This is a genomic window from Psychrobacter sp. 2Y5 (assembly GCF_051847375.1).
Lineage (GTDB): Bacteria > Pseudomonadota > Gammaproteobacteria > Pseudomonadales > Moraxellaceae > Psychrobacter.
In genome coordinates, this window is record NZ_JBPYDA010000001.1 from 134,003 (window position 1) to 152,535 (window position 18,533).

Annotated in this window: 15 protein-coding genes; 10 read left to right on the forward strand and 5 right to left on the reverse strand. The window is 44.2% G+C overall.

Going from position 1 to position 18,533, the window contains the following annotated elements:
• Positions 1-263 precede the first annotated feature (263 nt).
• Positions 264-1,853, reverse strand: coding sequence for a hypothetical protein (locus ACS8E3_RS00535; RefSeq protein WP_439240118.1), 1,590 nt, complete (start codon positions 1,851-1,853; stop codon positions 264-266).
• Between the two features lie 472 nt (positions 1,854-2,325).
• Between ACS8E3_RS00535 and ACS8E3_RS00540 the strand changes: the two genes are divergently transcribed.
• From ACS8E3_RS00540 to ACS8E3_RS00565, 6 genes are all read left to right on the forward strand, one after another.
• Positions 2,326-2,934 carry a rhomboid family intramembrane serine protease gene (locus ACS8E3_RS00540; RefSeq protein ID WP_439240120.1) on the forward strand — a complete coding sequence of 203 codons (609 nt, stop codon included), beginning with the start codon at positions 2,326-2,328 and terminating at the stop codon, positions 2,932-2,934.
• A gap of 105 nt (positions 2,935-3,039) precedes the next feature.
• Complete coding sequence (locus tag ACS8E3_RS00545; protein WP_439240123.1) at positions 3,040-3,984, forward strand: metallophosphoesterase; 945 nt, start codon at positions 3,040-3,042, stop codon at positions 3,982-3,984.
• Between the two features lie 143 nt (positions 3,985-4,127).
• Positions 4,128-4,673 (forward strand): 5-(carboxyamino)imidazole ribonucleotide mutase, encoded by a 546-nt coding sequence (purE, locus tag ACS8E3_RS00550; protein ID WP_439240125.1) that lies wholly within the window; start codon positions 4,128-4,130, stop codon positions 4,671-4,673.
• A 240-nt stretch (positions 4,674-4,913) separates the two neighbouring features.
• Positions 4,914-6,263, forward strand: coding sequence for a 5-(carboxyamino)imidazole ribonucleotide synthase (locus tag ACS8E3_RS00555; RefSeq protein ID WP_439240127.1), 1,350 nt, complete (start codon positions 4,914-4,916; stop codon positions 6,261-6,263).
• Complete coding sequence (locus ACS8E3_RS00560) at positions 6,263-6,712, forward strand: YaiI/YqxD family protein (protein WP_439240129.1); 450 nt, start codon at positions 6,263-6,265, stop codon at positions 6,710-6,712. The genes ACS8E3_RS00555 and ACS8E3_RS00560 overlap by 1 nt, the downstream gene beginning before the upstream one ends.
• 216 nt (positions 6,713-6,928) lie before the next feature.
• On the forward strand, positions 6,929-7,567 hold the full coding sequence (locus ACS8E3_RS00565; RefSeq protein WP_439240131.1) for an NAD(P)H-binding protein: 639 nt from the start codon (positions 6,929-6,931) through the stop codon (positions 7,565-7,567).
• Between the two features lie 73 nt (positions 7,568-7,640).
• On the opposite strand, the gene epmA is transcribed toward ACS8E3_RS00565, so the two are convergent.
• The 3 genes from epmA to ACS8E3_RS00580 form a co-directional block, all read right to left on the reverse strand.
• A complete protein-coding gene (gene epmA, locus ACS8E3_RS00570) occupies positions 7,641-8,660 on the reverse strand; it encodes an EF-P lysine aminoacylase EpmA (protein ID WP_439240133.1) in 1,020 nt (339 codons plus the stop codon).
• Positions 8,661-8,762: 102 nt separating this feature from the next.
• Positions 8,763-9,866, reverse strand: coding sequence for a 4-phosphoerythronate dehydrogenase (locus ACS8E3_RS00575; RefSeq protein ID WP_439240135.1), 1,104 nt, complete (start codon positions 9,864-9,866; stop codon positions 8,763-8,765).
• A gap of 86 nt (positions 9,867-9,952) precedes the next feature.
• The gene (locus tag ACS8E3_RS00580; protein ID WP_439240137.1) at positions 9,953-11,095 is read right to left on the reverse strand and encodes an AI-2E family transporter; all 1,143 of its coding nucleotides are present in this window, start codon (positions 11,093-11,095) and stop codon (positions 9,953-9,955) included.
• Between the two features lie 989 nt (positions 11,096-12,084).
• On the opposite strand from ACS8E3_RS00580, the gene ACS8E3_RS00585 reads away from it, so the two are divergent.
• Positions 12,085-13,797, forward strand: a complete 1,713-nt coding sequence (locus ACS8E3_RS00585; protein WP_439240139.1) for an NAD+ synthase — start codon at positions 12,085-12,087, stop codon at positions 13,795-13,797.
• Between the two features lie 146 nt (positions 13,798-13,943).
• Positions 13,944-15,218 carry a polyamine export protein PaeA gene (gene paeA / locus ACS8E3_RS00590; protein WP_439240141.1) on the forward strand — a complete coding sequence of 425 codons (1,275 nt, stop codon included), beginning with the start codon at positions 13,944-13,946 and terminating at the stop codon, positions 15,216-15,218.
• 24 nt (positions 15,219-15,242) lie between these two features.
• On the opposite strand, the gene ACS8E3_RS00595 is transcribed toward paeA, so the two are convergent.
• Complete coding sequence (locus tag ACS8E3_RS00595; RefSeq protein ID WP_439240143.1) at positions 15,243-15,953, reverse strand: YggS family pyridoxal phosphate-dependent enzyme; 711 nt, start codon at positions 15,951-15,953, stop codon at positions 15,243-15,245.
• 248 nt (positions 15,954-16,201) lie between these two features.
• On the opposite strand from ACS8E3_RS00595, the gene ACS8E3_RS00600 reads away from it, so the two are divergent.
• Together ACS8E3_RS00600 and ACS8E3_RS00605 are read left to right on the forward strand one after the other, a co-directional pair.
• Positions 16,202-17,239, forward strand: a complete 1,038-nt coding sequence (locus tag ACS8E3_RS00600; RefSeq protein ID WP_439240655.1) for a type IV pilus twitching motility protein PilT — start codon at positions 16,202-16,204, stop codon at positions 17,237-17,239.
• A gap of 126 nt (positions 17,240-17,365) precedes the next feature.
• On the forward strand, positions 17,366-18,487 hold the full coding sequence (locus tag ACS8E3_RS00605; RefSeq protein WP_439240145.1) for a PilT/PilU family type 4a pilus ATPase: 1,122 nt from the start codon (positions 17,366-17,368) through the stop codon (positions 18,485-18,487).
• Positions 18,488-18,533: the final 46 nt, after the last annotated feature.

Sequence of the window (18,533 nt, forward strand, 5' to 3'; positions counted from 1 at the left end):
ACTATCGTATTACTATCTATCATGTTGGTAATAGTCTTAATATCAGCATTTCTCAATATCAGTATCTTGAGTAACAATGTGGAATATTACGGTATGGCTATTTAGTTTTACTAAAGACAGTATAGGAGTGGGAGCCTATATATCACAATAAATGCGCTGTTGTACAAATGATACAATAGGTAATGTTTCAAGTATGACGCGTAACTTTGGTGACCATTTAGCGGAATTAGTTTACATTGTAACGACTAAAATAAGTCTCACTATCAGTTAGCGCCTATACTCGATTCAACTCGAGATTCGTTATCTAAACGTTCAGCAACGACGACGCTATTGGCTAGGTCGTCTACTTCTGCTGTAGACATACCGCTTATCGTTCCAGTATTAGCTATAGGGTTAGTATCTAGAGTAGGATTAATACCATTATAAGTGCTGTTATTTGCATTATTGTTTATGTTGCTACTGACATTATTATTGGCATTGTTCGCATTATTGGCATTGGGATTAGCGTTGTTGTTACTGAAACTGCCATTGTCCTGCGCTTCATTTTGCCATTCAAAATTATTGGCTAATAATGCTTCCTGCTCGCTTGGTGGTGTCGGACTTTCTATAGCACTAAAACTAGCATTAGTCGTTAGGTTAGCAGTGGGCGCCAAAGCACGCATATCGGTTAGCAAACGCTGTGACAAACTCTCATCAGGCGACTCTATGGTGATAATGTCATTCTGTAATTGTAATCGCGCAAATGGTGCAGATTTCAACAAGGTAAAAAGACTCGGTAGCAGCTCGATATCAATAGCAGTAAGGCTATCAGCAACGCCTGATTTTAGCTGCACCTCACAAATACTCGCTTGCTCACCAAAGCTCCTCACTAATGCTTGGCTCAGCGCGTCTTGTAGAGTTGCACTGCCAGCGATGCCGTTACAAGTATAAAGGCGGCCACCATTATCAACAGCGATCAGTAGCTCAGCTGGCGTCAGCACCGCAGCGACTGGTTCAGGATCAGTGATTACCATGTCCGGCTCTACGCTTACTGGCTCATCTGTAGGGGTTGTGCTGATATAGTTAGGCTGAATCATCAATACCCATACTAGTGCCAAAGCGGTTATCGCGGCGACTATTAATAATAAACGCCACCATAAGTCATGTTTATTATTACGCCTGCGAGTACGCCTAAATTGACTATGGCTGTGGCTATGAGCGCTATCAACAATGGCAGCATGCGGTGCTGCGTCGTTTGGATTACTAGTAACTACTTTAGCCATTGTAGACATGGGCTTGCCAGCTTCTGTCGTTATAGCAACTTCATCAGAGTTTAAGTCACTACGAAGGCTAACAGAATCTGAACTCCCATCCAAAGCCGAAACAGAGTCACTGTCTATCAGTACTGATTCTGCCCAAACCGGCAAATAATAACGAATCCCTGATTGCTGCTGCTGTAAAAACGCCGGTAAAAACTGGCCATCCGCTAGTATTTTTAGCTCATGATAAGCCAAGGCGCTCGCGCTAGTGATTAGTGCTGCCGTAGCCCTCTTATCAAGGTGATGGGTCACAGCTAATTCATCGATAATGAGCTCGCGCTTTTCTGGGTCTTGCCACAACTGACTGAACAAGGAGCTAGCTGCTGTATTCGCTGTTGATAGTTCAGCAGCTGTCGATATTGCTGAGGTTAAGGGTTCAGCCTGCGCGGTAAGAGGAGGAGGAGCTTGTAATAGCTGAGTATAAACCTTAGGTAGGGCCAAACGCACAATCAGTAGTGCATAAAATTGCTCTAAAAGACTGATATGAGCAATATTATGCTCCGCTCCTAGAAGCGGCAGGCTGACACTCTGCTCAAGCTGTTCGATAATAGTCATAAAGTCATCTTTACTAGAATTAAGAAAATAGTGATAAACGTTTAATTTAGAAACCACTAAGATATCATTGCTATATCGTTGTGATACTATTGTGTCTTGCTTATAAAATATAATTTGTATAGCTATGTAAATTCAACTGACAGATAATTGTCCTTTAGCATTAAAGACCTTAAAATGATGTATATATTAATGATAGCTAGAACGAATTAAAAAAAACAAGAAAGATTTACTGCGCTTTTATGATAAATGATGAGTTTGTTTTATGTGCTGACGACTATATACTTTATGACATAAGTTATGCTGATTAGCCTTAATAAGCCGATGTCAGTGGTTATCATTTACTTATTATTAAAGCATAATTTTTTGGTCTCTAATCGTTTTTTGCTTAGCCATTTTGGTATTGATTTTTAGTGTCGTGTATCTGACACTTACTCATATTTTTATCCATCAGGCGTTGCCTAAGGATTGTGTTTTGCTAAATCATACCACTCTTATTATCTTCGTTACGGTGATTGTCAGCTTATTAGCTTGGCAAAACAAAGCCCTGTTTAATCGGCTTATTTTTTATCCACCAGCAATCAGCGATGGTCAATGGGACCGCTTTGTCACTCACGGTTTCATTCATGCAGATAGCATGCATTTGTTATTCAACATGTTTACCTTGTACTTTTTTGGGCGCGCCATTGAGGGTTTATATCAACCCTTTTTAGGGGGCTTTGGGTTTATCGCTTTTTATATCCTCGCTATTATAGTGGCGATGATACCAAGCTACCTTAAAAATAAAAACAGCGCCAGTTATCTAAGTCTAGGAGCTTCGGGCGGGGTGTCTGCGGTACTATTTGCCTACATTTTGTTAGCGCCATGGGATATGATTTACTTATTTGCTATCGTGCCTATCCCTGCTATCTTGTTTGCAGTGGCTTATGTGACTTATAGTATTTATGCCAATAAGCGTGGTGGCTCCAATATCAATCACATGGCACACATGTGGGGCGGCGCTTTTGGGGTAGTTGCAACTATCATCTTAGAACCGCGGATACTACCCCACTTTATTAACGCTCTCCTCTCGCCTGGCTTTTAGAATAAAGCATTTGGGTGTGAGTTATTTTATCGTAAGCTACTTTTTAAGCAAACCACTTACAGTAGACTTGTTTAATTGAATGACAGATAAATTAGATTAGCCGTTATGATTATAGATATTATTGGTGATATTCATGGTTATGCAGATAAACTCACTGGGTTATTGACTCAGTTGGGCTATGTGCATAACGGTAAGTATTATGTACCGCCTGCCAATCATCGAGCCTTATTCATCGGTGATTTGATTGACCGCGGCTCGCAGCAACTACAGACGCTAGAGATTGTCTTTGCGATGCTCGATGCCGATGTCGCTGATGCCGTTATGGGTAATCATGAATACAATGCGCTAGCTTTTGCCACTCTTGATCCCCATAACGAAGGTCACTATTTGCGCTCGCATACTGAGCTGCATACTCGCCAGCATGAGGCGTTCTTAGCAGAAGCGCCGTTTGACTCTGTAAGCCACCGCTATTGGCTTGAGCGCCTCTATGAGATTCCGCTTTGGCTTGAGACTGATTACGCCTGTTTTGTCCATGCTTGCTGGGATGTCGATAGTATGGCGGTACTCAAGCCCTTGCTGACAGCTGATAATTGCTTAACCAAAAAAGCGTTAGTCATGACCTCGCAGCAGCCTAGTTTACATTTTGACGCCTTAGAGCGGGTATTAAAAGGAGTGGAAACGCCGTTGCCTGATGGTTTAGTGATGGTCGATAAAGAAGGCACTGAACGCTCGCGAGTACGAGTACAGTGGTGGCTAGATGAGCTCAACAAAAAGACTCTTCATGAAGTAGCGCGAGCCCCCAAATCAGGCTTGGCGCAAATTCCAAAAGATGCGCTAGCTGAAAATATCGACTTTGCATTAAAGACCGACAAGCCTATATTTGTAGGTCACTACTGGCTAACTGGTGAGCCGCAGCTGCTGAGTCCGCAAGTGGTCTGTATCGATTATTCAGCCGCAGTCGATAGTGGCTACTTGACTTGTTATCAGCTCGATACTAAGCAGCCATTGCCGTTAGATAATGCTAATTTTGTGCAATATCGTCATGAGTAGATGACTTATGATCCATAGCCAAGTTTATTAGCATTCATAGAGTAGAGAATCTTATCACTTATATCTGCCAGCTTATTATAAAAACTTGTCTTTACGTCAGTAGGGAAACTTTTGTATGATGGGCTTTTTGAGGATATTGCATCATGAGCATACCATCTAGCGATCAACCAAGCCCTATTGACTCCCCAGCCGGTCAGCCTAAAGTTGGTATTATTATGGGTTCGCAGTCTGATTGGTCGACCATGAGTGCGGCCGCACAGCTATTAGCGGATTTCGATATTGCCTTCGCTTGTGAAGTAGTCTCCGCTCATCGTACGCCAGATAGATTATTTGACTATGCCAAAAGTGCCAAAGACCAAGGCTTACAAGTTATCATTGCAGGCGCAGGCGGTGCGGCGCACTTGCCTGGTATGTGCGCCAGTCAAACGTCCCTACCCGTATTGGGTGTACCGGTGAAATCCTCTATGCTCAGCGGCTGGGATAGCTTGCTCTCTATCGTACAAATGCCAAAAGGCGTTGCAGTCGGCACTTTAGCCATCGGTACCGCTGGCGCTTACAATGCCGCGTTATTAGCTATTCAGATACTAGCACTGCATGATGAGGCTATCGCTAATAAACTACATGAGCTCAGACAGCAGCAAACACAGACCATTCTAGCTAGCCCAACGCCTGGTATCATTAATAGCTAATCTTTACGATAAATCGTTAATAAAACGCCTGCCTAAAAACAATTAACTATTTGAAAAGTTGCTTTTTCAGTCGTTTCACTTGATATTTATTATCAGATGCGTTTAACTAAACCTAAGGTGCCTATAACGATAGCGCACCTTTTCTTATTCCTACTCTGAGCTAAATAACTCACTTTAAATAGTTAGAAAATTTAAACCCACTGTACTCACTGTACCTACTGCCAAATTAAAGAGCCTGTTATGACCACCGCTAATGCCTATCCTACTTCTCAAACTATTCGTACCATCGGTATCTTAGGTGGTGGCCAGCTCGGCATGATGCTCGCTGAAGCTGCTCTGCCACTTGGTTATCAGTGTGTTTTTCTGGAGGACAACGCCGCTTGCCCTGCTAGCCTTTACGGTACGGTCTATCATAGCGAGCAGCTAGAGGACTTTATCGCTGCTGCTGACGTTTTTACCTTAGAGTTTGAAAACACGCCGGCAGAAACGGTGCAGAGGCTCGCTACTCTCGCAAAATCAGGCAAAAGCAAAGGCATGTTCCCGCCTCCTATTGCTCTAGATGTCGCGCAAGATCGCCTAAAAGAAAAGCAGATGTTCAATGAGCTGGATATCGCCACAGTGCCGTTCATGGCGGTCCAGTCATTAGTAGAGCTACAGCAAGCTTGCCAAGACTTAGGGCTGCCTATCGTCCTTAAAACCAGTCGCGGCGGTTATGATGGCAAAGGTCAATATGTCATTAAAGAGGACAGCGACATTAAGGCGGCTTGGCAAGCTCTAAAAGATGCGGTATCTGGCAAAGGTAGTCTGACGGCTACGCCCGCACCGCTGATCGCTGAGGGCTTTATCCACTTTAGCCGCGAGGTTTCTATCATTGCAGCGCGCGGACAAGAGGGAGAGGTGCGCTGTTATGAGCTAGTGGAAAACCACCATCATCACGGTATATTGGCCAAGACTCGGGCGCCAGCTGTCGGCACGAGCCACTTATTTCCTAAGGCAAAGGCTGCTATGACTACGCTGATGAATCATCTCGATTATGTGGGAGTCATGGCGCTCGAGCTCTTCGTCAGTAAAGACGCGCAAGGTCACGACCATCTGCTAGCCAACGAAATCGCTCCGCGGGTGCACAACTCCGGACACTGGAGCATCGAGGGCGCGATTACTAGCCAGTTTGAGAATCATATCCGTGCGGTTGTTGGTTTGCCGTTGGGCGATACTGATAATATTCATCCAGCGATTATGGTTAATGTCTTGGGACAATACCCTAACATCAAGGACGTACTAGCTATCGATGGGGCGCATTATCATAGCTACCATAAAGAAGAGCGTGAAGACCGTAAAATTGCGCACATTACCCTAATGCCGAACGATGTGGCTGATCTGGATCCTGCCTTAGCTAAGCTAGTCGCGGTGCTACCTAACAACGTCGGTCTAGATAAAACCACAGACTTAGCCGCTAAAACTAAAGAATCAAGCTTAGAGGCAGGCGCTATAAGCGCTGATAAGACACAAACAACGTCAGAAGCTAGTGAGCCTAGTGATGCTGATAGCAGTCCTATAACTAAAGAAACTAACCCTAAGGTCAAAAAATAATGCAGATCTGGGTGGATGCCGATGCGGTGCCGATCATTGCTAAAGACTTGATTATCAAGACCGCTGAGCGCACGAAAACCATGGCGATATTTGTCGCCAATCAGCCCATTAAGCTGCGAAAATCACCGCTGCTACTGATGACAGTAGTGCCGCATGGCTTTGATAAAGCCGATGACTATATCGTTGAGCAGATTCAAGTAGGCGATTTGGCTATCACTAGTGACATTCCTTTAGCTAACGACATACTAGAAAAAGGCGGGATGGTTTTGACCCCGCGCGGCATAGTTTATGATAAAAACAACATCAAGCAAAAGCTCAACATGCGCGACTTTATGGATACCATGCGCGGTACGGGGGTACTGGAGCTACAAGAAATGAGCGGTCAAAAGCCTTATGGCGAGCGCGATAAAAAAGCCTTTGCCGATGGCCTTAATCGTTTAGTGCGCTAAAACTTAGAGCGAGTTTTTACATTACTTGCTTGTTTTGCAAAGCGTATACACTCTGCTACTAAACACTATGCAATAGGCACCTAAGCTAACCCAAGACATTAGCTATTTTTGTTATGCTAGTTTTAGTTTCTTAAAATACTTGAACTTAGGATACTTAAACATTGAAAGTAGAATGCAAGATTTTAAGAAAATCAATCAATAATAATAGGACTGTATATGAAAATTTTAGTGATAGGTGCCAGCGGCCGTGTCGGTAGTGATTTAGTCAAACAACTGTTAGCCGAGAATCATCAAGTCATCGGTACGACTCGTCAAGATGAAAAACTGTTCTCTGATGACAATTACTCTCAGCTAGATTTAGATATCATGGCTGATAAAGATAACATCCAGCAGCAGCTAGAGGATGGTATAGAAGCCGTATACTTTGTGGCAGGTTCCGGCGGTAAAGAGATATTAGAAGTAGACTTGCATGGCGCGGTAAAAACGATGCAAGCGGTGCAAGATAAAGGCATTAAGCGCTACATCATGCTTAGTACCGTGTTCTCGTTGGACACGAGCAAGTGGGATAATGAAGGTATTAAAGATCTAAAAGGCTATTATATCGGTAAGCACTATGCTGATCAGTGGTTAGTTGATGATAGCAGCCTTGACTATACTATAGTGCAAGCAGGCGCGCTAAAAGAGCGAGCAGGTACAGGTAAAATTGCTATCGATAAAGATGAAGCCGGTGAAAACGCTATCGAAGATGTCGCAGCGACTTTAGTTGCGGTACTAAATGCGGATAACACCAATAAAAAAGTCTTTAACATGCAAAATGGTGAGACGCTTATCAAAGAAGCGATTGCTAGCCTATAAGCTCTTAAATAAGCCTAAGATAAAACCAGTTCAACAAAAAAAGGATAAGCTATTTAACTTATCCTTTTTGCATTTACGCCAAACCACTTGGCAAAGCGATCACCTCTGAGAGCTTGTCCGCGCCAGTGATCACCATCAGTAGTCTATCTACTCCTAACGCTATGCCGCTGCATGGCGGCAAATCATCACAAGCCGCTAGTAAGAACTCATCTATCGGCATCTGCGCTAAACCATGGGCTAAGCGCTGCTTATTGTCCGCCTCGAAACGTTCCCTTAAAGCCTGCCCATCTGCTAGCTCATCATAAGCATTAGCAAGCTCAATCCCGTCGATATAAAGCTCAAAGCGTTTGGCAATCAGATTGCCTTCTTTATCGAGACTTGTTTTCGCCAGCGCCGCTGTCGCGGGTGGATAATCGATAATCAGCGTTGGCAAATCATGACCGAGCTTAGGCTCCACGAGATGGCTAAATAACAGATCAAGCCAGCCTTGCCGACTCTCTGCGCTATCTACCGCTAGTTGTTCTGGCGGCGCAAAATCTATGTTAGCCAACCCCTTATCTTCTGCTACCGCTTTTAGCGCCTCAAGGCTAGCGCTCAGCGGATGAATACCGACATGATCCATAAAAGCATCGATGTAACGATAATGATTCATAATGACCGGATATCCATACAGCGCTTCTAGCAGCTTGCCTAACTCTTCAGCCAAATCGTTCAAACTATAATGCGGCTGATACCACTCTAGCATCGTAAACTCAATATTGTGCCGCGAGCCGACTTCATTGTCCCGAAACACCGAACAGATCTGATAAATCGCCACTTGCCAGCTAGCAAGCAAGCGCTTCATCGCAAATTCAGGAGAAGTGTGTAAATAAAAGGGCCGCGGTTTATCCTGATAAGTGACCCGAGCGGCAACCGACTGCAAAAAGGTATCAGTATTTGCCGCTTGTGAGAGTAGCGGTGTCTGCACTTCTAACACTTGACGCTGAGCGAAAAATTGGCGAATCGTCGCTAGCATCTGCCCGCGTCTGCGCGCCATCTCTAAAGTCATGGTTGGGGCATAAGTGGACTTATCAGTGTGCATATCATCTGACATGGTTATACTCATTATTCTTTACTGCTAATCGGCTATTTTAGGTGCTCATCAATAGCGTTTACGGGTTACTATTTGCTGTTATTTATAGCTACTTTATTTGGTCTATAACTGCCATTCCCGGCGCAAATGATAGTCGCGCCTGAGCTGATCAAAGTCACTACCACTCACCCGCCCATCTGCCACTTTTGCGCGCAGCTGCTCATCGTCTTGTTTGATATCGTAGAACTTGCTCAGTTTATCAGGATCTGTCTTGAGCTCTGACCATAAATAGAGATTATCAGGAAGCAAACTGTGCATAGACTGAGAGGGTGTGACCTTGAGCGCATCGCATAGAGCGTCATAGATCATTTGCGTACCGCGGAGCTTACCTTCTAGGCTGTAACCGGCGATATGCGGCGTGGCGATAGCGAGCTTGTCGAGTAATGATTCAGTCACTTGCGGCTCATGCTCGAATACATCGAGCACCACTTGCCGATGGCTATGCTCAATATCAGCGGCTAGTGCTGCGGCATCTATCACAGGCCCGCGGGCACTATTAATCAGTAACGTAGCCGCCGGCATTTTCTGCAAAGCTGCCATATCGATTAGATGATAAGTAGGATAGTCGCTAGCTTCTTTATCCGTTAGAGGCACATGCAAGCTGACGACATTACTTTGTAGCACCTGCTCAAAGCTTGCATTATTGAACTTCGAGGCCGGTAGTAAAGGATCATAACCCAGTACTTGCCAGCCCAAATCATTGGCATATTGCGCCAGCGTCTTGCCAATATTACCTAAGCCGATAATACCTAGCGTTATGTTCTGTGACCAGTACTCTGGCCGCAAAGTCAAAATCGCGGTTAGCACGTATTGGGCGACTGAATGCTTGCTAGAGCCTGCTGCATTAGCAAAGCGAATATGGCGTGTGCTCAGATAGGCTTGATCAACATGATCGGTGCCGATAGTAGCAGAGCCTACGAATGTTACGCTATGATTATCTGCTAGTAGCGACTCATTTATGGGCGTTACTGAGCGAATTAATAGTACCTCAGGCTGATGCTCAGCGAGCAAGTGCGCATCAATCTCACGCCCTGCTACGCGGATAATGTTGACCCCTTGCTGAGTGTTTTTTCCAAGCGTCTGCGCATTAAAAAACTCATCGAGGCTTGCAATATTACTATCGGCAATGATAGTCAAGGTACCAATCTTGGCTTTAGTATTGGGCATGGTTAGGCCTCTTTTGAAATAGTCGGTATAGGTTACGGCAAAAGGTTCTAAGCCATTGGCAATTAAGCGGTGCCCAGGCTACAGTGTTAGCTTTGACTTCTGTTATCCGGCTTATCTGCTAGGGAAACAACACCATCGCCTGACAGTACCACATCTTGCGACGCAAAGATCTCGTTTTTATGATTAGATATCCACTCTCGCCATACTGCTAGGCCTATAGCTAATACCACTGGACCGATAAACAGGCCAACAAAACCAAAGGCTGTCAAACCGCCTAATACGCCGATAAAAATAATAATAAAAGGAATCTTAGTAGCGCCACTAATGACGATAGGTCGAATCAAATTATCGACCCAACTGATAACTAATATCCCCCACAGCGCCAGACCAATGCCTTCTGTGGTATGACCTTGACTTAACAGCCAAATAGACACTGCTCCCCAAGCAAATGGCGTACCAAAAGGAATCAAAGCCACGATAAAGGTAATAATGGTTAAAGAAATAGGACTAGGAGAGTTTGAAAAATAGTAGCCGATACCTGCGAGCAAAGCTTGCGCTAATGCCGTTAAGCCAATCCCATAGACTACCGCCTGCGTCGTGGTACCGACAGAGTCGATATATCCATCGATACGATTACCGATGATATTACGCAGCGCCTGTCTGATCTGGCGCATCAGGCTATTACCATCGCGGTAGAAGAAAAACAGTGTCATCAATGCCATACCAAGCTTTGCTAAACTACTGAACACTACATCAAATGCCACTTTACCATAGTACAAATGCGACTGTATCCAGGTCCGGAACGCTTCAAGCGCGCTCTCAGGATCTTTATTGATACTCCAAAGAATATCTCTAATCTGCTGACCAATCACCGGTAAGTCTTTGATCGCGTCTGGCACATCTAGATAACCTGCCTTCACGCGGTAGATGATGTTGCTATATAAGCTGACCGCTTCTTGCTGCAAGATAAACACCCCAACAAGCAAAGGCACGCCTATAATCAAGCTGATGCTAACCGTCATAATGCCGGCGCTGACCCCTGAGCTGAACTGAGCCTTTTCATTAAAAAACTTATAAATAGGAAAAGTAACGTAAGCTAAAATGGCCGCCCATAGCGCTGGTATAATAAAAAACTGTATCACCTGAAAGCATAAAATAAACAATACCACTAGCAGCGTTATAGCCAGCAAGCGCTGAATAATAAACTCTTTTGTCCAGTTTTCAATCATAGCTATCAACCAAGAAGGCACCATAAAAACCGCGAGATTTTTATCGTAGAGTGTATAAATATAACGATATGGCGCCGCTAAAACGGATGGCGCTCGTAAAGACTGACTCAATCAGCCGTATTTGCTTTTTCACGCGTAAGCACTACTGATAGTTATTAATGAATCCACTAGCGCTATTTCAGACAAAGTGCAACTTGAAGATACTATAAATAGAGTGATTATTAATAGATATAGTAAGTTCAGTATAAAAACGATAAAGCGGGACTGAGATGAATTTTACGCAGCCTCTGTCTGTGCAGGCACAGCACGCCAGGAAAATTTGTACCAGTTTCGCGTTGAAATATAATGTATCTGTTTTATTTAGAATCGACTATCATTCGTAATCAAAGATAGAATCCTAATAAACTAGTTTTACTTGCTTAAAGCTAAATCCTTTTAGTCACAGCAAGAAGGAGTACAAGCCCAATCGTCGATAGCCATTATGCAGCAACCCTTTATAGAACAGTAATAGTATGTTGTAATTTTTACTTACAATTTTATGCCTAAGGTTGCTCAAGGCTAAAGATAAGCCGCGTTTTTAATGAAGGACCACTCTCTGGTAATAAGCCCAACTAGTCAATAAACCTGACTCAATTCATTACCCTTATTATGAATACTAGCCAGTCACTTACTGAGCTAAATGACCGCAGCATTCTCGTAGGCTTGGCAATTGATGTTATACTAAAGGCATTGTGCTCGTGTTTTAACCGCTATCAAATTACTACTCGATAAGATAGTTTTTAAATATTGTGGCTAGGATTTATTCTGTATTTGGATCTAGTATTTTAGATTGCTAAGGTTTATTTTTAACTATTTTAGCTTAGCAGTTTTACTGATAAATAACAGCCCTAACCTTAAGTGCTACTCAAAAAAATAAGAATTTATTTACTTTATTTTGCTCGACTTATAACAACTCACTACTCAGATAATATATCTATAGGAAAATAACAATGTCAAAAGACAACAACACAAATTCTGCTGATAAAAGTAGAGTTAATAATACTCCTGCGAATGCTGATACAGTCACCAATAATGCCGCTGACAGTGTCACTTTTGCGTTAGCACAATCGCATTTTTTGGTCGGCGATATCAATGCCAATACCGATAAAATGCGCAAACTGGCTATCGAGGCTCGCGAACAAGGCGCGGATGTCATCGTTTTTCCAGAATTAGCATTGCTTGGCTATCCGCCGCAAGACTTATTATTGCGTCCTAGCCTCTCAGGCCGAGTCAAAAACGCTTTATCGGCGCTCAGTGATATTGAAAACATCGTAATGATCGTGGGCTACCCTCATGTCGATCATCATGGCACTTTTAACTCAGCAGCTATCTTGCATAATGGTCACCAAAAAGGCTTTTATCACAAGCAAATCCTGCCAAATTATGGTGTATTTGATGAGCGCCGTTACTTCGATAAAGGCCGTAACCAGGTTTTGTTTGACTATAAAGGTCTCACTATTGGCCTGCTAATCTGTGAAGACTTATGGGAAAAAGCGCCTATCAGCGATCTCAAAAAACAAGGTGCTGATCTGGTCATTAGTCTCAATGCTTCGCCTTTTGAGCTTGATAAGCAAGATAACCGTAAAGCCATGCTAGCTAAGCGCAGCAGCGAGCAACAGTTACCGATTCTGTATCTCAATGCTGTCGGCGGCCAAGATGATTTGGTCTTTGATGGCGGCTCGATGGCGGTGCAAGCCGATGGCACTATCGCTCACGAAGCGCCAAGATTTATGGATCAGCTCTTGCTAGCTAGTTTGAATGTCAATACTGCTACATTTAACACGCAGCAAAAAGCTCCGTTGAGCCTTAGCCGTGAGTCTGAGATGTATCAAGCCTTAGTCGTCGGTCTACGCGATTATGTCAATCATTCAGGATTCACTGGCGTGATTATTGGCTTATCAGGCGGTATCGACTCAGCGTTGACCTTATGTATCGCCGTTGATGCCTTAGGTGCTGACAAAGTCTATGCGGTGATGATGCCTTATGAGTACACCTCAAAGATCAGCTTGGAAGACGCGCAAGCGCAAGCTCGCCGCTTGAATGTCTCTTATACCGTCTGCCCGATCTTCGATGCCGTTGAAGGTATTCGCCACACTTTAGCGCCTCTATTCAATAAGTCACCGGCTGATACTACCGAAGAGAACATCCAAGCTCGCGCTCGCGGCGTTATCTTGATGGCTCTATCCAATAAGTTCGGTCATTTAGTGATTACCACAGGTAATAAGTCTGAGCTGGCAGTAGGCTACTCAACCTTGTATGGCGATATGGCGGGCGGCTTTGATGTGCTAAAAGATGTCTACAAATCACAGGTTTATGACTTAGCCAGTTATCGCAATCGCTTGGAGGACACGCCCGTTATTCCTGAGCGCGTCATTACGCGTCCGCCATCGGCTGAGCTGCGTCCTGATCAAAAAGATCAAGATAGCTTGCCGGACTACGATACTTTAGATGCTATCTTGACACTTTATATTGATGAAGATATGGGCTATCAAGAAATCATCGATAAAGGCTTTGAGGCAGAGCTAGTCGCCAAAACCATCAAAATGGTAGACAATAGCGAATACAAGCGTCTGCAAGCGCCAATCGGTACCAAGATTAGTCATAAAGCCTTTGGCCGTGAACGCCGCTATCCGCTGGTCAATAAATGGTCTATCAAGGGCTAAGCGCACTTTTAAAAAATAGTCGTCTCACTTTTATCATTAGCTGGGTGCTTGCCCAGCTTTTTTAGTTTTTATCGATAATTTTTTATTTAGTTCTTATTTACCTCCCTCTTATTATCATTGTTTTCTCTTTTATATCCGAGTACGTCATGAGCTTGCTAACTGCTAGTGTGTTTATCTTTATCCTAATTGCGCTGAGCGCTATTGTCTCAAGCTCGGAGTTGGCGCTGGCCTCCGCCCGTAAGATCAAGCTACAAGTCATGGCCAAAGAAGGTGAAGTACGCGCCCTTGACGTGCTGGCTATGCAAGAGCAGCCCGGTAGCTTTATCACCGTTGTACAAGTCGCACTAAACGCAGTGGCTATCCTAGCCGGGGTTATTGGAGAGTCAGCCGTTAGTCCTTATCTACAACATTTATTCGGCAATGAAACAGCCGCTTCTGTCGTGTCTTTCATAGTCGTGACGAGCGTGTTTGTCCTCTTTGCCGATCTAATGCCCAAGCGTTTGGCTATGTCCAACTCTGAAGCTATCGCGGTGAAAATGGTCCGGCCGATGATATTTTTGATTTTTATTTTCAAACCTATTATTTGGGTGTTCGATGGCGCAGCAAACTCGCTTTTTAAGCTCATGGGAGTGTCAACTATACGTCAAGATGAAATGACTTCTGAGGATATCTATGCGGTAATGGATGCAGGAGCAGAGGCTGGTGTTATCAAGCGGCAAGAGCACCACTTAATCGAGAATATCTTTGAGATGCAAGAGCGTACCGTCACCTCAGTGATGAATCCGCGCGAGCACATTGTCTATTTCGACACCACTACTAGCACCGAAGAAGTCGTTAGCGTGATGATTAAGCAGCCACACAATAAGTTTTTGGTCTGTAAGGATGATGATTTAGAGCATATTGTTGGCTATGTAGAATCGCGTACCTTTTTGGCTGCTGTGCTAGAGCAGCAAGAAGTCTGCTTGCTGGATAAGGCGCTGATAAAGCCGGCGCTGTATGTGCCTAATACCTTATCACTATTTGAGGTACTAGAGACCTTTAAATCGACCGGCGCTGACTTTGCAGTTATCGTAAATGAATATGCGCTCGTCGTTGGCGTGATTACCCTCAAAGATGTCATGAGTATCGTAATGGGTGAGCTGGTGACCCTTGAAGAGCAGCCTATCGTGCAGCGCACTGATAACTCATGGCTCATCGATGGGATGACACCGATTGAAGATGTGATTCGGGCTTTGGGTATTGTCAATTTACCGCACAGTCAAAACTACGAAACCATCAGCGGCTTTATGATGTATATGCTACGCAAAATCCCCAAAAAGACCGATACAATCGAATACGCCAATTATCGCTTTGAGATTTTGGCAACACAGCACTTAAAGATTAATCAACTATTAGTCACTAAGTTCGATGAGGATGCTTGATGACGATACTTCAACTTAAAGACCTTAATCACGGGCGCCAAAAATAGCGCTACCAACGCGTACCATCGTTGAGCCATGCGCTATCGCCTCCGTCATATCGGCGCTCATGCCCATGCTAAGGGTATCCCATGAGGTCAGCTCTGGATGAGCTTGCTGCACCTCATCGAACAGCTGCTGTGTACGAGCAAAGGCATCGGTGTCCGCTTTGGCAGGGATAATCATCAGACCACGTAATTGTAAGCGCTCATAGCCTTTAACAGTCTCTATCAGCTCTGGTAATTGCTCAGGCGTGCAGCCAGATTTGCTGTCTTCATCATCAATATTGAGCTGAATGAGGACGTTGAGTGCTGGCATATTATCTGGGCGCTGATCATTTAAGCGCTTGGCGATAATGTCGCGCTCAAGCGTTTGCACCCAATCAAAATGCTCGGCGATATCGCGGGTCTTATTACGCTGAATACTACCGATGTAATGCCAGACAATATCTTGCGTCGCGGCGAATTCTCGCAGTTGAGTAATTTTCTCCAGTGCTTCTTGTAGATAGTTCTCGCCAAAATCGCGCTGACCCCTCTCCGCTAAAGCGCTTATCATCTCTACAGGTTTAGTCTTAGAAACCGCTAGCAGCTGAACATCATCTATACGGCGATGGCTTTGCTTGCACGCCTCTTGTACCTCTGCATTGACTTGTCGCCAGTTGCTTATCAGTTTATCAGTAGCCCTATTTTCAGTATTCATAAATGACTCAGTTATTTTAGATATTTTTTAGAAGTATTTGTTCGCGTCATAGACTAAAAATGTCGACTTAGTCTATTTTTGCATTTTATTTATATAGCAGATGGTCATATAAGCCCAGTCTTGTTATTATATTGTTACATGAATTAACGTAAGCGCATGATTCGCTTATCTCAACTGTACTGGTCATGAATAACTGATTGCCAAGAAATGATCACTAGGAAAGCCCCACTATGACTGAAAAAAACGCTATAAGTATCGAAGACTTATTGCAGTTCACCGTCAAGCATAAAGCGTCTGATCTACATATCTCAGCAGGAATGCCGGCGATGATTCGAGTAGATGGCGAGATGACCCGTATCAACATGCCAGCGATGAGCCATCAAGTCGTGCATCAGCTTATTTATGACATTATGAATGATAAGCAGCGCGCAGATTTTGAAGAGTTTTTTGAGACGGATTTTTCTTTTGCCATACCGAACTTAGCGCGCTTTCGGGTCAACGCTTTTAATCAAGATCGCGGCGCAGGTGCAGTGTTTCGGACGATTCCCTCAACCGTTTTGACTCTAGAAGATTTAGGAATGGGAGATATCTTCAAAAAAGTGTCCGACTTTAAGCGCGGTATTGTTTTGGTTACTGGCCCGACAGGTTCTGGTAAATCAACGACTCTAGCGGCTATGATCGATTATATCAATGAGACGCGTAAAGAGCATATCTTGACTATCGAGGATCCTATCGAGTTTGTGCATCAGTCCAAAAAGAGCTTAATTAATCAGCGCGAAGTGCACCGCGATACGTTAGGTTTCGAGCCAGCACTACGCTCAGCCTTGCGTGAAGATCCCGACGTCATTCTAGTTGGTGAGTTACGTGATCTTGAGACTATTCGGCTGGCGCTTACCGCTGCTGAAACGGGGCATTTAGTGTTTGGCACCTTGCATACCAGCTCAGCGGCTAAAACCATTGACCGCGTTATTGACGTCTTTCCGGCTGCCGAGAAAGACATGATTCGCGCTATGCTCTCAGAGTCTCTGCAAGCGGTTATCTCACAAACCTTATTACGCCGTAAGACCGGTGGCCGTATCGCTGCTCATGAAATTATGCTCGGCACCCCTGCTATTCGTAACTTGATTCGCGAAAATAAAATCGCTCAGATGTACTCATCGATTCAGACGAGTGCCGGCGACGGTATGATTACCCTCGACCAAACCTTAAAGAACTTGGTCAGCCGAGGTACGGTATCGCGAGAGGTGGCGCGCCCTTATGCCAAGCAGCCTGAGACTTTTTTATAGTAAGTTAAAGATGAATAGCGTTTTGCTAAATTAGCCAGTAACAAAGCTTGGGAAAGGATTTATAAAGCTTTTTAAACGTAGAGATTTTTTAATTTTATCATTTCATCATTATAGTTTAGGAAAACCATGGACTTCGAGAAACTGCTGCAATTAATGATTGCAAAAAATGGTTCTGATCTCTTTATTACCGCTGATGTCGCGCCTTCAATGAAGGTCAATGGTCAGATTTTTCCGATTGGTAAAACACCGCTCAATGGTGAACAGACCATGAAACTCGTCAAAAGCGTGATGACGGGCAATCAGCAACAAGAGTTTGAGAGCACGAACGAGTGTCAATTTGCCATTACCGATGAAGCACAGCAAGCTCGCTTTCGGGTCAGCGCCTTTGTGCAACGTGATATGGCTGGCATGGTTCTGCGTAAGATTGAAAGTAAGATTCCAACCGTTGAAGAGCTGGGTCTCCCCGACTCTTTAAAAGAGTTGGCTATGAAGAAACGCGGTATTATCTTATTGGTAGGCGCTACCGGTACCGGCAAATCCACTACTCTAGCAGCGATGATAGGCCATCGTAATAGACACTCGCACGGCCACATTATCACAGTTGAAGACCCTATTGAGTTTGTCCACGAACACCAAGGGTGTATTATTACTCAGCGTGAAGTGGGTATCGACACGCAGTCCTTTGAAGCTGGCCTGAAAAACACTCTACGCCAAGCGCCAGACGTCATTTTGATCGGTGAGATTCGTAACCCAACGGTGATGAGCTACGCCATCCAGTATGCTGAGACCGGCCATTTAGTATTTGCCACTTTGCATGCTAATAATGCTAACCAAGCTATCGATCGTATTATTCACTTTTTTGAAAGCAATCGCCATACCCAGACCTTTATGGATCTATCCCTGAACCTGCAAGCGATTGTCGCTCAGCAGCTCATTCCGACTGCTGATGGTGAAGGTCGGCGCGCGGCTATTGAGATTCTCTTAAACTCGCAATTAATCAGCGATTACATTCGTAAGGGTGAGATTCATGAAATAAAAAATGTCATGACTCGTTCGCGTGATAGCGGCATGCAGACTTTTGATCAGGCGCTATTTGACTTATACGAAAACGGGGAAATAGAGTACCAAGAAGCGATTAAGCACGCCGACTCCCCGAATGATTTGCGCCTACAGATCAAACTCAATAGTAAAAACAATAAACGCAGCTTTACGGATAACAGTGATAGCTTATCTTTGAATAACGGTTAATTTTATTTAATGAACACAAAAAAAGCAGCTTACTCTTTTGAAATAA

What these genes read in the sequence shown, in the direction of transcription:
- ACS8E3_RS00535 (WP_439240118.1), bottom strand. Translation starts at nt 1,853, where the DNA reads ATGACTATTATCGAACAGCTTGAGCAGAGTGTCAGCCTGCCGCTTCTA.
- ACS8E3_RS00585 (WP_439240139.1), top strand. Translation starts at nt 12,085, where the DNA reads ATGTCAAAAGACAACAACACAAATTCTGCTGATAAAAGTAGAGTTAAT.
- ACS8E3_RS00605 (WP_439240145.1), top strand. Translation starts at nt 17,366, where the DNA reads ATGGACTTCGAGAAACTGCTGCAATTAATGATTGCAAAAAATGGTTCT.
- epmA (WP_439240133.1), bottom strand. Translation starts at nt 8,660, where the DNA reads ATGTCAGATGATATGCACACTGATAAGTCCACTTATGCCCCAACCATG.
- ACS8E3_RS00560 (WP_439240129.1), top strand. Translation starts at nt 6,263, where the DNA reads ATGCAGATCTGGGTGGATGCCGATGCGGTGCCGATCATTGCTAAAGAC.
- paeA (WP_439240141.1), top strand. Translation starts at nt 13,944, where the DNA reads ATGAGCTTGCTAACTGCTAGTGTGTTTATCTTTATCCTAATTGCGCTG.
- ACS8E3_RS00580 (WP_439240137.1), bottom strand. Translation starts at nt 11,095, where the DNA reads ATGATTGAAAACTGGACAAAAGAGTTTATTATTCAGCGCTTGCTGGCT.
- ACS8E3_RS00545 (WP_439240123.1), top strand. Translation starts at nt 3,040, where the DNA reads ATGATTATAGATATTATTGGTGATATTCATGGTTATGCAGATAAACTC.
- ACS8E3_RS00565 (WP_439240131.1), top strand. Translation starts at nt 6,929, where the DNA reads ATGAAAATTTTAGTGATAGGTGCCAGCGGCCGTGTCGGTAGTGATTTA.
- ACS8E3_RS00595 (WP_439240143.1), bottom strand. Translation starts at nt 15,953, where the DNA reads ATGAATACTGAAAATAGGGCTACTGATAAACTGATAAGCAACTGGCGA.
- purE (WP_439240125.1), top strand. Translation starts at nt 4,128, where the DNA reads ATGAGCATACCATCTAGCGATCAACCAAGCCCTATTGACTCCCCAGCC.
- ACS8E3_RS00575 (WP_439240135.1), bottom strand. Translation starts at nt 9,866, where the DNA reads ATGCCCAATACTAAAGCCAAGATTGGTACCTTGACTATCATTGCCGAT.
- ACS8E3_RS00555 (WP_439240127.1), top strand. Translation starts at nt 4,914, where the DNA reads ATGACCACCGCTAATGCCTATCCTACTTCTCAAACTATTCGTACCATC.